This is a genomic window from Streptomyces sp. NPDC058000 (assembly GCF_042886435.1).
GTDB lineage: Bacteria > Actinomycetota > Actinomycetes > Streptomycetales > Streptomycetaceae > Streptomyces.
In genome coordinates, this window is sequence record NZ_JBHVQS010000011.1 from 147,158 (window position 1) to 161,441 (window position 14,284).

A 14,284-nucleotide genomic window follows, 5' to 3' on the forward strand; every position below is an offset into this window, starting at 1 on the left:
CGCCCCACTCGGCACCTCGGACCGACGGGGCGTGGTGGCGCTACGCAACCGCGGCGAGCCGGCGCGGCTCGATGCGCTCCTCGACCGCCGAGTCGCCGTCGCGGGTGACGAGGTACGCGCCCTGGCCCGGGACTTCGGTCACCGCCTCGACCAGTTCGGTACCGCGGTAGACCAGCCCCACCCCGTCATCCGTGCAGTGGGCCACCGGCAGGGTGCCCTCCGCGACCAGCCGGTGGATCAGCGGCCGGCGGCCCTCGTCGACGTCGTAGTGCACACCGTTCCCGTACGGGAGGAACCCGAGGGCGTTGGTGAGGGGGCGCAGCTCCGGGCCGAACGAGTCGGTCGCGCCGCCCTGGAACCAGCAGATGGACCCCGCGCTCACCCCGCTCAACACCACCCCCGCCTGCCATGCGCGGCGCATGACGAGGTCCAGCCCGTGCACGCGCCACACGGCCAGGAGGTTCGCCACCGAGCCGCCCATCACCCAGACCACGTCCTGATCGAGTACCGCGCCCTCGACGTCCTCAAGGTTGGGCATGGGGAACAGGTGCAGGGGCGTCAGATCGAACCCGGCGACCCGAGCGGCCTCGGTCATCCGGGAGGTGAAGTGCTCGGCGTCCCCGATGGCGGTGCCGACGTACATGACGCGGGGCCGGCGGCCGTGGACGCCCGAGAGGTCGACCGCGTGGTGCACCAGCGCGTTGAACTGCACCATGGTGCGGCCCCCCGTCCGGTGTCCTCCGGAGGTGGCGAGAATGGTCGGGTCCGGTGCTGTCATGACCGCGACCTTATCGCTGCGGTACGCGGGCGACTCCGCAGACCCGACCCCAACGGGGCTGCGGCGCAGGCCGATCGGGCCCGCCGGCGGCCCGGCGGACCGACGAGGAGCCCCGGCCCGGGCGTGCCTGGGGCCGACGCCGATGCCGCCCCGTAAAAGCGTTGGCCTTGCGGCCGCGGTCCGGGAGAAGGTGCGAGCGTTCGGTGGCGGAGTCCGCGCGTGCGAGGGAGCAAGGGGAGCCGTGGTGACTGGGAATGCGTTGGCGGTGGGTGGCGAGGTGCATGTCACGCTGACGAAGGCGGGGCGGACCAAAGTGCGGTACCCCGCCACCGTCGTGAGCGATGACGGGGTACGCGCCGTCATACGGGCACCCTGGGCGCGGCCCACCGCCCGGGACTTCGGTTTCGTGCGGTTCGAGCCGGGCGACGTCTTCACCGAGCACTACTGGCGTGACCGTTGGTACGCGGTCAAGGAGGTGCGGGCCGCCGACGGTTCGATCAAGGGCTGGTACTGCGATGTGACGCGCCCCGCCGAGGTCGGTCCGGACGGCATCGCGGTCGAGGACCTGGACCTGGACCTGTGGCAGTCGGCGGACGGTGCGAACGTGCTCCGCCTGGACGAGGACGAATTCGTCCAGAGCGGCATCGAACTCCGCGATCCGGCCGCCGCAGCCCGGGCGCGACAATCCCTGGACGCACTCGAAGAGCTCGCCCGCACGGGACGGTTGCGCACCCTCTGACCCCGTGCCGCCCCGGCTCACGGGCCGGTCAGACGGGTCACCAGCCGCGCGGCCGAGCGCCGCGACTGCCACAACCTGCGGTAGGCGGCACCGGACAGGAAGGAGGACGCCAGGAACGCCCACGCGGTCTTGGCAGCCGCCTTCTTCACGGCCCCGGGCACCTCAAGCGGGGAGTGTTCGTAGGTTTCCCGGGCTCTGCGCCGCACGTACGCCGTCGGGATTCGGCGCGCCGGGCTCCGCTGGCGGAGGGAGAGCTCGGGGTCGTCGCTGACCAGGTGCCGGCGGTCGGCGAAGGTGGAGCGGCCGTATTCCACGGCGGTCCGCCACATCTTGAGCCATCCGGGAGTTCCCGGAGCATTCGGGCTGTCCGCGTCGTTGAGCAGCCGCAGCACGGCGTCGCCGACCTGCTTGAGGTTCTCCTTCCCTTCGTCGGTCTTGAGGTGCCCGAGCAGCAACGCCTCGTCGGTTTGCCGGAGTTCCAGGAGATGGCCCGCCATCCACTGACAGGCGCCCTGCGCCGTCCCCGGCCCGCCGGGCGTTCCGTCCGGCGGGGCCTCGGCGGTGAGGATGGCCTGGTGCAGCAGCTTCTCCTCGCGTCTGCGTTCCTGCTCGCCCATGCCGTCGAGCAGGCGGAGCAGGTGATGGGCGGCGTCCAGTCGGCCCCAGGCGAAGTCGGACTGCCGCCAGGCGGGGTTGGCGAACGCGCCGAAGTGGGCCAGCCGGGTCCCGTACAGCTTGCGCTCGCCGAAGTCGTCGAGGTGATCCACGTGAAACAGCGGGCTCATGGTGTCCGGCCCCAGTCGCATGAAGGCGAACTTGGGCGAGAGCGGTTCCACGAGTTGCGAAGGCGGTGCGTACACCCGGGTGAGCACTTCGACGGTCAGGCACGCATTCACCACTTCCTGCGCACTCCAGCCGTTGTGGAGTTCCGCCTCCGTCATCGCCTGCACGTAGCTCTCGCTCGCCGTCCGCACGATCTCCCGCAGCCTGTCCGGAACCCCCAGCCGGACGAACACCTCGTCATAGAGGCGAGCGGCGCCTTCCTCCGCCAGGTCGTTCGGGTCGGCGGTCCTGCGGAGTTCGGCATCGATGGTGTCGGCGAGTGCCAGCACTTCCCGCAGACACCGGCTGACCTTGCGGCCGCCCTCACCGAGGAACTCTTGCGAATGTTCTCTCTTCTCCTCTTCGAGCAATTCGAGGAGGTGGCCGATCAGACACTGGATGACGCGCTCCGCGGCGATGATCCCCCAGTTCCACGGCTGCGCGGGATCGAAATCCAGGGGCTGGTCCCAGTGGGGCAGCCAACTCGGGTGCTTCCAGTTGTCGTTGTCGCGCCGGTGGGCACCCAGGATGCCGTCGACCCGTTCGCTGTCCAATTCCGGTGTCACGATCAGGGTGCTGATGTCGCTGCTCTCGCTGATCTGCTTGCGCAGGTTGTAGAGGAGCGCGATGGCCCGGTTGCGCCGGTACTCGTTGTTGAGTTTCCCCGCCACACCGCGGACGTGTTCGTACAGTTTGTCCTTGCCCTGGCTCTCCGGCGCGCTCAGCCGCTGGAACAGGTCGACCTGTTGGTCCCGGATGCTCGTCCTGAGGCGGGCGGCGAGGTCCTCCATACCGGACCGGAGATTCACCTCCTGCGGATAGCGGATCGCGTTCAACGCGGCGGTGTTCCAGGTGATCTCGTTGCACAGGGATTTCTTGGTGCTTTCCTGGGCCAGCCGGCCTACGGACGGGACCACGTAGACGACGACCCGCTTCATGGGGACGTCGAGTTTGCGGCGGGTGATCTCCTGGAGCACCGGCCCGAAGGGCGCGTTGTTGAGGACGCCGCCATCGATCACGCAACTGGCCGGGAAATCGAGCTCGGGATTCGGTAGCACACGGCGATCCACCATCGGGAACTCGGAAACCGGCCCGAACGCCACCGGGAAGCCGGCAGTGGCCCGAGCCGCCTGAACGAGCTTCGGCAGGCTCTCGCCCGCGAAATGGGAGACAGCCCGTTCGGTGAAATTCCACTTCTGCTGGTCGTCCAGCTCGTAGCTGAGGTGTTCGCTGGCCTTCTCCTGCTGGAAACGGTAGAGGCGTCGGTGATCACGAACCTGGAATTCCGTGCCGAAGCCGTCACGATAGCTTTGATCGCGCCCGTCCAGAGCGGTCGCCGTGACGAACAACGTGACCGGATGAGTACAGCCTTTAGGACTTCCCTTGATGTGGTGGAGCGCGTTGCGGACTTCCGACGCGAAGGTGTCACCGTTCAGCACGCTCATACGGGGCGGCGGTGTCAGAAGATTCTGTAGGGAGGCGGAGCGCGTCCAGAGGTCCTTGAGCGGCGGCAGCTGCGCTCCGCGGGCGATCGCCGTCGCCAAGATCAAGCCGTTGATGCCGCCCGCCGAGGTGCCCGAGACGATGTCGATCACGACCTTCGTCCGGGCCTTCCGGGCGAGTCTGCGCCAGATGGCGAAGACTTCCCGGTCGCGTGCGTCTTCGGGTTCCTCGGAGCCCGGGTCGGAGGCCCTGCGCAGCAGATCCATTTCATGCGTGACCCCGCCCATCCAGACAGCGAGGCTGACGCCGCCGTTGAGGACCAGTGCCAGCCGGGTCTCATGACGGGCCACCGACTCTTCGGTTGTCATGCCAACTCCCGCGCTCGTGCGCCCCGGAATTCCGCCGACTTGCGGATCCGGCGAGGCTGTGCCACGTGCCTCACTTCGATGCTGGCGCGCGGGGGCGGCCGGTTCCACTTCGTGGCCGGGGGCGTGACGGTGCGGTCACGCCACGGTGACGGCTTCGGCCGCGGCTGCTGCCACCTGCGGACGTCGTGGGTGGGACCCGGACGACCAGGGGTGCGGCGCGGCGGCCGGGGTGCAGCGATTGCCGGGTGGGCGGGCCGGGATCAGAGTGGGAGGAAGAGCGGAAGGAGTGGGGGCGGTCTCACGGAGGCGTACCGCAATGGCTGAGGCACTCTCCCGCCGGGAGCGATTCCTCCTGGCACAGATCGAACAGGACTTGCGCGTGCAGGACGCGGATCTGGACCGCTGTCTGACGACCATGCGATGGGACGTCCCACCGCCGCAGGCGCCACCGTCCGCGCGGCGTGGCGGTGCCTGTGGGGCGGCCCACGGGCTGGGAGCCGTTTTCCGGGGGCTGTTGGGCTCGGTCGCCACGGCCTCCGCTGCGGTGGTGATCTCGGCATGCACAGCGGCCTGGGGGCTGACGCTCACCTGCCTGGCCCGGCTCATGGGCCGGTGGGCGCGGCTGCGGAGCGCGGACGCCCGGGGACCGCAGTGCTGATCGCAGGCGAGCGCCGGGCCGGTGCGGTGCGGTCAACGGCCGAGGGCCCTCCGCAGCTCCTCCTTGGTCATCGACGACCGGCCGTCGATGTGACGCCGCTTGGCCTCCTCGTACAGCTGGTCCTTCGTCGGCCCCTGGGCGCCACGGTGCGAGCGTTCGCCGCCACGCTGTGAGGCGGACTTCTCGTCCTGGAGCGAGACCCGGCTCGCCGTGCGGGACTCGCCGGCCCGCGCCCGCTCCTTGTTCACCGTCCGCGCCGCGATCTCCTTGGCGCGCTCGGTGGACTCGCCCCTTTGCTCCGCGCTCTCCTTGATGTGCTCGTACTGACGCTCACGCTTCTTGCTCGAACTGACAGGCATCAGAACCTCCTCGTGTCGTCCGCGGCGCTTCGGGCCGGTGGCCAGGCCGATGCCGATGGATGCCCGGACATCGCCCATCGCCCCGGCATTCGCCTGGTGTCCGGCATTTGCCTGGCATTCGCTCGGTGTCCGGCATCCGCCTGGTACCTGCCCTCGCGGCTCGTGGGCAGCTGCGCCTGCCTGGCGCGCAACGCCCCCATCAGTTCATCGCCGATGGTGCGGTGGCGCTACTCAGGGTGCGTTGAGGGGTGGAGCGCCAGCCTGTGCCGGTGATGGCAGGAATCTCCGCCGGGCGGGCGCTGGCTGGCGGATCCCCAGGCGGCGCGGCCCTTACGGACGAGGGGCGGGCAGGACCTCGAAGCTGCTCAGCCCTTCCGGCCCCTCGTCCCGTACCTCGACCTTTTTCACATCAGCGGACGGTGGTCCCTGGTGTGCCCACTCGACCATCTGCGCGACGCGTTCCTCGGGACCTTCGAAGACCGCCTCGACGTCCCCGTCGGGCAGGTTGCGCACCCACCCCGAGACACCGCGCGCCAGCGCGTTTTGGCGGCAGGTGTCCCTGAAGAAGACGCCCTGCACCCGTCCGGACACGATCACGTGCTTCCGCACCATGGGCAGGACTGTAGATCACGGGGCCCGGCCAGGGGACGACCACCCGAGTCCGGCGTGCCTTCGCCCGGTCAGGACCCGAGGCGCGGCCCTCGGGTGTCTACGGCGAACAGCGCGAGCGCCCGCAGTCAACTGTCGAGCCGGCCGCACCCACCGAGAGGTGTGGGAAACCACAGGGCCGCGAAGCGGTAACGCTCCCGAGGTCGGCTACCGATCGTCACGGCCCGGTGGTCGCCGGCTTCACGTGCTTGACGTAGGCCGCGTCGAGGTCGCGCACCTCGACGGAGGCGTGCACCGTCAGACCCGTTGCGGTCGCCGTGTGGGCGCGCACCAGGTCGAGGACCGCCTGGCCCAGTGCCTTCTTGGTCTCTGTGGTGCGGCCCGGCAGGATCGCGAAGTCCACGTGGATCAGGGCCTGTTGGGGTTCGTCGTGGGCGATGACGACGTCCTCGACGCAACGGAACCGGGTCTTGCAGCTCTCGATGGTGATGCCGTCGACTGACTTCGCGGCGAGGGCGTGGAGCTCGTGTGCGAAGCGGCGGCGGTCCAGGACCTCCCGCAGCGGCGCGTCGTGGTCGACGAGGATGTGCGGCATATGGGTTCTCCTCCGGGACATGGGGCTGCCAGGCAGACATCGAAGACTTCAGGTAATGGTGTGGATGTGGAAGTGGACGTTGTCGTTGGCTAACGGACCGTCCAGCCGCGGTTGCGGAGGGCTTCGGTGAGGGCGTGGGCCACGTCCGGGGCCACCTTGAGTCCGACGGAGTCGGCCGCAGCCGGTGTGGCCCCGGCATGCGGAAGGCCCGTGACCGCCGGGTCCGGACCCGTCAGTTCCGGTCCCGTCAGTTCCAGGCCCGTCAGTTCCAATCGGGCCGCGTCCACGTCGTCCAGCAGTCGCGCCAGCGGCCGGTCGCGGCCGCCGAGGGTGACCGAGAGCACGGTGTGGGGGCGCGCTCCGGGGCCGTCGTACGGGGGTGTGATGCGGGAGCGGCCCTCGACGCCGCGGTGCAGTATCGCGGTCAGATCGGCCAGGGCGTCGGCCGTCGCTTCCGGTTCCGGGTCGGTGGCGGACAGCCGGGACAGGGCGTGGGCGGCGGTGGCCAGGTCCGCGCTGAGTTCGGTCAGGAGTGGGGCGAGGGCGGTGGCGTTGGCGGCGAGGATGTCGGCCCAGAGCCCGGCGTCGCCGGACGCGACCCGAGTGGCGTCGCGCATCCCGCGGCCGGCCAGCCGGACCGCGTACTCCTCGCCCTCGCGCAGTCGGGCGGCGGTGAGCGTAGCCATGAGGTGGGGGAGGTGGGAGACCAGCGCCACGGCGCGGTCGTGGTCGGGCGGGTCCAGCAGCACCGGCACCGCGCCGCACAGCGAAACCAGTTCCAGGGCCCGGTTGAGGGCGGACTCGCTGGTGTCCGGGGAAGGGGTGAGCACCCAGTGGTGGTCCTGGAAGAGCTCGGCGCGGGCGGCGAGCGGGCCGGAGCGTTCCCGTCCGGCGAGCGGGTGGCCGCCCACCAAGGTCGTGGTGTCACAGCCCAGGGCCAGGCATTCGGCGTGCGGGAGTGCCTTGACGCTCGCCACATCGGTGTAGACGCGGGCGAGTTCGGCCTTCTGGTGGTCGGCGAGGGTCCGGGCGGTGTACGACGGCGGGACGGCGATGACCGCGATGTCCACCGGTGCGGACGGGGGCTCGGGGGTGCCGGCGCCGCGTGCGGCGGCGATCCGGACGCGGTCGGGATCGCGGTCGATCAGGTGCGTGGTCACTCCGCGAGCGGTCAGGGCCAGGGCTATGGAGGTACCGATGAGTCCGGTGCCGACGACTGCGGCGGTGTGCAAGGTGGCGCTCCTCGGCCGTGAGGGGGCGGGTGGTGCGGGGTTCCCGGGCCCGGCCGGGACGGCGGACGGGCGGGCCCGGGAAGGGCGTTCGGACGGTACTTGACGTACGAACCGTGCTTGACGCACGAACCGTGCGGGTCGCCCCGGTCCTGCGGGTCATGCCGGTCCCACGGGCCGTGCGGGTAGCAAGCCGTGCTAGCGGTCGGCCGGGGCCGGGGCCGCGGGTTGTTCCGCCGGGGCCGGTCTGCCGGTCAGGCGGCGCAGCAGTGCCGGGTTGGTGAGCATCACCGCGTTGCCGATGAGGATCAGCGCGACGCCCGCCAGGTCCCGGGCCGTCCAGGTGAACTTCTCGAAGACCGTGGACAGCAGGAGCGCCACGATCGGGAAGAGCACCATCGCGTAGGAGGCGCGCTCGCCGCCGATCCGGCCGAGCAGGGTGAGGTACGCGCCGAAGCCCACCACCGACCCGAAGACCGCGAGGTAGAGCAGTGAGCCGGTGTACTTCAGGGTGGGTTGGAACAGCGCGCCGTGCCCGAAGAAGGCGGCGAACGGGGCCATCAGCAGCGCCCCGTACGCCATGGCGTAGCCGGTGCCCTGCACCACCGGGATGCCCGCAGCCTGGGTCTTGCCGGAGACCACGTTGCCCAGGCAGAAGACCAGGGTGCCGATCGCGGAGAGCACGATGCCCTGGCCCGACCCGGAGGACAGACCGAAGTTCTGGAACTCCGGCCAGAACACCGTGACGATCCCCAGCAGTCCGACGGCCCCGCCGACCAGCATCTTCGCGGCGATCGTGCGCCGGAAGAAGACCCGGGCGAAGACCATGTTCACCAGCAGCGACATGGCGAAGATGATCGATACCAGGCCGGTCGTCAGATACTGCTCGGCGAAGTAGAAGCAGACGAAGTTGGTGGAGAACATCAGCCCGCCCATGAGGACGAACTGACCGTGCACCCGCAGCGGATAGCGCAGCGGCAGCCCGCGCAGCCTGGCCCAGGCCAGCAGGATCACGGCGGCCAGCGCGAAGCGGTACGCGATGGATGCCGTGGGGTGCACGTCCCCCAACTGGCCCTTGATCGCCAGCCAGGTGGAGCCCCAGATCAGCACCGTCACCACGTACAGGACGGCGTTCATCCGCAGCTCCCTTCCAGCAGCCCGACCAGTCGGCGGGTGCCCTCCGCTACTTGATCAGGCGTCAGATAGCTGAGGGAGAGGCGCATTTGGTGACGTCCGCCGTCACCATCGGGATAGAAGTAGCTCATCGGTGTCCAGATCACTCCGTGTTCGCGGGCGGACTCTTCCAACAAGGCATTGTCCGCCGGAACCGGGAGGGTCAGGGTCAGGAAGAAGCCACCCGCCGGCACGTTCCAGCTGATTCCGGCCGCCTCGCGCCGCTCGCGGGGGAGCAGCCGGTCGAGGCTGTCGAGCAGGGTCCTCAGGTTGGACCGGTAGAAGTCCGCGGCGGGCTTGTTGGCCTCCCGCAGGCGGAAGTCGTGGGTGAGCAGCATGCCGCCGATGACCGCCTGGCTGAGCGCCGGGGTGTTCACCGTCACCATGCCCTTGATCTTCGACAGTTCGTCGGCCAGCAGCGTACGACTGCCGTCCGGGGCCTGCACGTGCTGGTCGGCGATCACGTAGCCGACCCGGGCGCCGGGGAAGCAGGTCTTGGCGAACGAGCCGAGGTAGATCACCCGCCGCCGCTCGTCCAGCGCCTTGAGCGTGGGCAGCCCACTGCCGGTCGGGGTGAAGAACCCGTACGGATTGTCCTCCAGGACGAGCAGGTCCTCGGCCGCCGCCGTCTCCAGCAGTCGGTGTCGCCCGGCGAGGGGCAGACAGGTGCCGGTCGGGTTGGAGAAGTCCGGCACCACGTAGAACGCCCGCGGCCGCTTCCCGGCGGCGCGCAGCTCGGCGACCGTCCGCCGCAGGACGTCCGGATCGCACCCCTCCGGGCCCTCGGGGACGTGGACCGTCTCGATGTCCAGCAGCCGGGCCGCGCCGGTGATGCCGACGTAGCACGGCGAGGAGACCAGCAGGACGTCCGACGGGTCGGCGAACAGGGCGCGCAGGACGAGGAACATGCCCTCCTGCGCGCCCACCGTGACCACCAGGGATGCCGGGTCGGCGGTGATGCCCTCGTCGTTGTGCAGGGCGCGGGCGACCAGGTCGTGGATCTGCCCGTTGGTGCGCCCGTACTGGAACAGCAGGGTGCGGACCTGGTCAGGGGAGCAGCCCCGCTCCTCAGTGAGGTACCGCTGGTAGGCGGTGAGGTAGTCGCCGATCTGCTCGACCTCGAAGAGCCCTTCGTAGGGGCGGCCGGGGCCGAAGGAGATCGCCTCCGGGTAGCGGGAGGTGACCTCGTTGAGGAAGTTCATCACTTCCATCAGCGGATCGGCGAGCGAGCCGTGCAGTGTGTGGGCCGGCAGCACGGTGGTGGGGGGATCCTGGCTCACCTGGCGTCCTCCCACAGGACCGGGCAGAAGTCGGGGTCGGTGTAGTCGGGGTTACCGGCCGCGTCCCGGCGGACCAGGACGTCGTTGTTGTAGACCACCAGGTCGCCGGTGGACAGCTCGTAGGGGCGCCACTGGTTGGTGCGGTCCTGGAGGTGGAGGGAGATGGCGCGGCGGGGTCGGTCGCTGACGTTGTGGCCGCTGCCGTGGTAGGTGCGGCAGTGGTGGAAGCTGATGTGTCCCTTGGGGATGGTGATGGGCACCTTGCGGACCTCCGCGTCGTTGAAGGCGGCGTTCTCCGCAAGCATCTCCTCCAGTTCGGACCGGTCGCGCTCGGCGAAGTGACGGCTGGTGGAGTCGTCGCCGGCGAGCTCCTTCCAGCGGTGGCTGCCGTCCACCATCGTGATGGTTCCCATCTCCTCACCGCAGTCGTGGAAGGGCACGAAGGCGGTGAGCATCTCGTCGGAGGAGCAGGTCTGCCAGTAGTGCCGGTCGAAGTGCCAGGGCACGATGTTGCGGGTGTCCTCCGCCCGCGGCGGCTTGTGGATCAGGGTGCTGTTCCACAGGCGTATCTGGCCGGTCTGCGCGATCCGTGCGGCGACCGCCGCGATGATCGGCTTGGCCAGGATGGAGCGGATGGTGTCGTCCTCGTAGAAGATGTAGTCGTTGTGCCGGTGCACATCGCCCTTCTCCGGCTCCCAGTACGCCAGTCGCGGCGGCCGAGCCGGCAGGGTGCGGTCCCGGTGGCCGGCGTAGAAGCGGTCGGCCGCGGAGTCCAGCAGGTCGACCTCTTCGTCGGTGAGCAGCTTCTTCGACAGGTACCAGCCGTGCTCCTGGAAGAACTGCACCTCCTCTGCGGTGGGCAGGAGCTCCTGCTCGGCGGCGGTCAGCGGGAAACGGGCGTCGTCGGTCGTCATGCCGGGTCCTCTGCGTCGGTGGGGTGGGGATGTACTTCGGTGGGGTGGGGAGGTGCCGTGGTGGTGAGGTGGTGCGTTCGGTCTGCGGCGGGATGCAGCAGATCGCGGGTGAGGGCGTCGAGGCGGGGCCGGCCGGTGAGCGCCATCGCCTCCTCCAGCTCCGCGCGGAGGGTGGACAGCACCCGCTCCACCCCGCTCTCGCCGTCGACGGCCAGGCCCCACAGGACGGGCCGGCCGACCAGGACCGCGCGGGCCCCGAGCGCCAGTGCCTTGATCACGTCCGTCCCGCGCCGGACGCCGCCGTCGACGAGTACGTCGCACCGGTCGCCGGCGGCCGCGACCACCTCCGGGAGGGCGTCCAACGCCGGTATGACACCGTCCAGTTGGCGCCCCCCGTGCGTGGAGACGAGCAGCCCGGCCACGCCCAGTCCGGCCGCCCGGTCGGCGTCCTCCGCGGTGAGCACGCCCTTGAGCACCAGCGGCAGATCGGTCAGTGACCGGAGCCACGCCAGGTCGTCCCAGGTGAACGCGGCGTCGTGGTGCTGGGCGGCGTGGCCGGCGAGTGTGGAGCTGCCGGAGCGGCCCTGGTGCAGCCCGGCGGCGTGGTCCTGGTCGAGATTGGCCGGGCGGATGTGGGGTGGAAGGCGGAAGCCGTTGCGAAGGTCGCGTTCCCGGCGGGCCATCCGTGGGGTGTCGACGGTGATCACCAGGGCCTGGTAGCCGGCGGCCTCGGCCCGGCGCACGAGGGACGCGGTGACCTCCCTGCGGCGCAGTACGTACAGCTGGAGCCACAGCGGTCCGGTGGCGGCCTCGGCGATCTCCTCCAGTGGCGTGCTGGCGAAGGTGCTGGCGATGGTGAGCGCACCCACCGTGCCGGCCGCGCGGACGGTGGCGATCTCGCCGTCCGGGTGGACCAACTGGTGGTAGGCCATGGGCGCGATGCCCACGGGGAAGGCCACCGGCCGGCCGAGCAGGGTGGTGGCCGGCTCGCAGTGGGACACGTCGACCAGGGTGCGGGGACGCAGCCGGTAGCGCCCGTAGGCCGCGCGGTCCTCGCGCAGGGTCACCTCGTCGCCGCTGCCGCCGGCGATGTAGTCCCACACCGACCGGTCCAGCCGGGCGCGCGCCGCGGTCTCGTAGTCCCGCGGGTTCAGCAGCAGGTCGGGCCGGGTGTCGGGGGAGGCGGCCGGCGCGGTCACTCGCCGGCCCTCGCCGCGGCACCCGCCGGTACGGCGTTCCCGGCCCGCTCCCGTTCGACGGCCTCGTAGAGGGCCTTGATGTTGCCGCTGCCGAAGGTGCGGGCGTCGAGCCGCTGGATCAGCTCGAAGAACACCGTTCGGCGGGCGTACGGGGACCGGGTGAACACCTGCACCAGCTGGCCCCACTCGTCCCGGTCGGCCAGCAGTCCCAGCTCCTGGAGGACCGCCGGGTCGACGCCCACCTCGATGCCGCGCTCGGCCAGTGAGGCGTAGTACCCGGCCGGTGTGCTGAGCAACTCCACGCCGGAGCTGCGGAGTTCGCGGGCGGCGGTGACGATGTCGTCGGTGGCGTAGGCGATGTGCTGCACGCCGGGGCCGTCGAAGCCGTCGAGGAAGTCGTTGAGCTGCCCGCGGTCGCTGACCGGGTCGGGTTCCACCATGGTGAAGGTGATGCCCCGGGTCTCGTCCTGGACGACCTTGGAGGCCATCGCCTGGCCGCCGACGACGATGTACTCGTCGTAGGTGTGCTTCAGGCCCAGCGCCCGGCCGTAGAAGTCGACCATGGTGTCCAGGGAACCGGGTCGCAGGACGAACGCCAGATGGTCGACGGACCGCAGCAGCCCGCGGTCGGCCGCGCCGTCGTCTACGGGCAGGAACCGCCCCGGCAGAAAGGGACCTGATGGGTCGTCACGTTGGATGAAGGTGTGCACCAGGTCGTTGGTCGCGGCGATGGTGGCCCGGACGACCCGGCCGCCCGCGTCCTCGAACGTCTCGGGCTCGGCGACCGGATCGGCCCCCGCGGCCACCGCACGGGCGAAGTCGCCGGCCGCGTCGGTGGACCGCAGGGCCACGTCACGGACGCCGTCCCCGTGCCGGCGGACGAAGTGCGAGGCGGCGTGGTCGGCGTGCAGGGCGGAGGTCAGCACCAGGCGCACCCCGCCGTGGGCCAGCACGAGCGAGCGGGCGCCGGCCAGTCCGGTGAGCGGGCCGGCCTCGGCCACCACACGGAATCCGTAGGTGCCGCAGTAGTAGTGGGATGCCTGGTTGACGTCCCCGACGAAGAACTCGACATGGTCGACGGAATGGGCGGTCACGCTGATCCAATCTCTTGGGGGGGAGGGTGTGGGGGAGGGTGTGCGGGCGCACCGGGCCGCTCCGCTGGCGGAACGCCGGGGGGGGGGTGGCCACGCGGTCACGGCAAAGGGGCCGCCGGTGCCCCCGCCGCTTCGGCGAGGGCGCGGAAGACGTAACAGGTCGAGGTGGCGCCCGGATCCTGGTGGCCGATGCTGCGCAGCCCCAGGTACGCGGCCCGGCCCTTCCTGGCCTGGAGCGGGACGGTGGCGTGCATACCGTCCTCGGCGGCCCGGGCCGCGGCGCGGGCGGAAGCGCGGAAGCCGGCGCCGGACTCCGCGGCGGCCCGGAAGGCGCTGACCGCGGGGGAGTAGGCGTCGATCATGGTCTTGTCGCCGGGTACGGCCGCGCCGAGCCGCTGCAGGGTGGCCAACGAGGCGGTGAGGCCGGCCGCGAACCGCAGGGTGTTGACCTCCGGCGCGGTGCCGAGGGCCTCGCCCAGGGTGCGGAAGGCGCCCCCGTACAGGGGCCCGGAGGCGCCTCCGACCACGGAGAGGAGCGTCTTGCCCGCGGCGACCAGTGTGGCGCCGGGCGAGGTCGGCGGACGGGACGGGGCGTCGAGCGTGACGCGTACCGCGGCGAAGCCACGGGCCATGTTGGCCCCGTGATCCCCGTCCCCGATGGCCGAGTCGAGTCGGATGAGGTGGTCCTGGTGGTGGTGCATTGCCGTGCTGACGCGCCGCAGCCAGTCGAGGGCGACGGAATGGTCGGCCACGTCCCGGCCGGGCGCATCCGCACGGCCCAGTAACATCTCGGGCTCCCCCGTAGGCTCCCGCATGGCAGGCGCTCCTTCGATCCCCCGTGCCGCAGTGGTGGGCGGCTACCGGATTGCCAACACGTTTCCGAAAGGCGTTCGGCATTACCGAACATCGATAGGAAGCAAAACGCAGCGACCCCGACCGCGTCAAGGTTTTCCCACACAAGTGATCGCAGGCTTGACGGTTCGCAGGGCCAACGGTGGCCTGCGGCGGACACGTTGATGAACCG

The 14,284-nt window shown here is 70.6% G+C and carries 14 protein-coding genes; 2 read left to right on the forward strand and 12 right to left on the reverse strand.

The window, feature by feature from the left end; translation table 11 throughout:
* Window positions 1-40: 40 nt before the first annotated feature.
* Window positions 41-778 (reverse strand): Type 1 glutamine amidotransferase-like domain-containing protein, encoded by a 738-nt coding sequence (locus ACFVT2_RS14755; RefSeq protein WP_390016888.1) that lies wholly within the window; start codon window positions 776-778, stop codon window positions 41-43.
* Between the two features lie 241 nt (window positions 779-1,019).
* Here ACFVT2_RS14755 and ACFVT2_RS14760 point away from each other — a divergent pair, with 241 nt between their 5' ends.
* Entirely contained in the window at window positions 1,020-1,517 is a 498-nt protein-coding gene (locus ACFVT2_RS14760) for a DUF402 domain-containing protein (RefSeq protein ID WP_390016891.1), read from the forward strand.
* A 17-nt stretch (window positions 1,518-1,534) separates the two neighbouring features.
* Here the strand turns inward: ACFVT2_RS14760 and ACFVT2_RS14765 are convergent, their stop codons facing one another.
* Window positions 1,535-4,150 (reverse strand): patatin-like protein, encoded by a 2,616-nt coding sequence (locus ACFVT2_RS14765; RefSeq protein ID WP_390016894.1) that lies wholly within the window; start codon window positions 4,148-4,150, stop codon window positions 1,535-1,537.
* Between the two features lie 316 nt (window positions 4,151-4,466).
* On the opposite strand from ACFVT2_RS14765, the gene ACFVT2_RS14770 reads away from it, so the two are divergent.
* Window positions 4,467-4,808, forward strand: coding sequence for a DUF3040 domain-containing protein (locus ACFVT2_RS14770; protein WP_390016896.1), 342 nt, complete (start codon window positions 4,467-4,469; stop codon window positions 4,806-4,808).
* A gap of 32 nt (window positions 4,809-4,840) precedes the next feature.
* Here ACFVT2_RS14770 and ACFVT2_RS14775 read toward each other — a convergent pair whose 3' ends face one another.
* From ACFVT2_RS14775 to dhaL, 10 genes are all read right to left on the reverse strand, one after another.
* Window positions 4,841-5,167, reverse strand: coding sequence for a plasmid stabilization protein (locus ACFVT2_RS14775; protein WP_390016899.1), 327 nt, complete (start codon window positions 5,165-5,167; stop codon window positions 4,841-4,843).
* 330 nt (window positions 5,168-5,497) lie between these two features.
* Window positions 5,498-5,779 (reverse strand): acylphosphatase, encoded by a 282-nt coding sequence (locus ACFVT2_RS14780; protein WP_390016902.1) that lies wholly within the window; start codon window positions 5,777-5,779, stop codon window positions 5,498-5,500.
* Window positions 5,780-5,993: 214 nt separating this feature from the next.
* On the reverse strand, window positions 5,994-6,371 hold the full coding sequence (locus ACFVT2_RS14785; RefSeq protein WP_390016905.1) for a 5-carboxymethyl-2-hydroxymuconate Delta-isomerase: 378 nt from the start codon (window positions 6,369-6,371) through the stop codon (window positions 5,994-5,996).
* An 89-nt stretch (window positions 6,372-6,460) separates the two neighbouring features.
* Window positions 6,461-7,603 carry a prephenate dehydrogenase gene (locus ACFVT2_RS14790; RefSeq protein WP_390016908.1) on the reverse strand — a complete coding sequence of 381 codons (1,143 nt, stop codon included), beginning with the start codon at window positions 7,601-7,603 and terminating at the stop codon, window positions 6,461-6,463.
* 195 nt (window positions 7,604-7,798) lie between these two features.
* Window positions 7,799-8,737, reverse strand: a complete 939-nt coding sequence (locus tag ACFVT2_RS14795) for a DMT family transporter (protein WP_390016911.1) — start codon at window positions 8,735-8,737, stop codon at window positions 7,799-7,801.
* The gene (locus tag ACFVT2_RS14800; RefSeq protein WP_390016914.1) at window positions 8,734-10,053 is read right to left on the reverse strand and encodes a PLP-dependent aminotransferase family protein; all 1,320 of its coding nucleotides are present in this window, start codon (window positions 10,051-10,053) and stop codon (window positions 8,734-8,736) included. The genes ACFVT2_RS14795 and ACFVT2_RS14800 overlap by 4 nt, the downstream gene beginning before the upstream one ends.
* Window positions 10,050-10,967, reverse strand: a complete 918-nt coding sequence (locus tag ACFVT2_RS14805; RefSeq protein WP_390016917.1) for a phytanoyl-CoA dioxygenase family protein — start codon at window positions 10,965-10,967, stop codon at window positions 10,050-10,052. Before ACFVT2_RS14805 ends, ACFVT2_RS14800 begins: the two co-directional genes overlap by 4 nt.
* Complete coding sequence (locus ACFVT2_RS14810) at window positions 10,964-12,166, reverse strand: alpha-hydroxy acid oxidase (RefSeq protein WP_390016919.1); 1,203 nt, start codon at window positions 12,164-12,166, stop codon at window positions 10,964-10,966. Before ACFVT2_RS14810 ends, ACFVT2_RS14805 begins: the two co-directional genes overlap by 4 nt.
* On the reverse strand, window positions 12,163-13,260 hold the full coding sequence (hppD, locus tag ACFVT2_RS14815) for a 4-hydroxyphenylpyruvate dioxygenase (RefSeq protein WP_390016922.1): 1,098 nt from the start codon (window positions 13,258-13,260) through the stop codon (window positions 12,163-12,165). Before hppD ends, ACFVT2_RS14810 begins: the two co-directional genes overlap by 4 nt.
* A gap of 98 nt (window positions 13,261-13,358) precedes the next feature.
* Window positions 13,359-14,048 carry a dihydroxyacetone kinase subunit DhaL gene (gene dhaL, locus ACFVT2_RS14820; RefSeq protein ID WP_390016925.1) on the reverse strand — a complete coding sequence of 230 codons (690 nt, stop codon included), beginning with the start codon at window positions 14,046-14,048 and terminating at the stop codon, window positions 13,359-13,361.
* Between the last annotated feature and the right edge of the window lie 236 nt (window positions 14,049-14,284).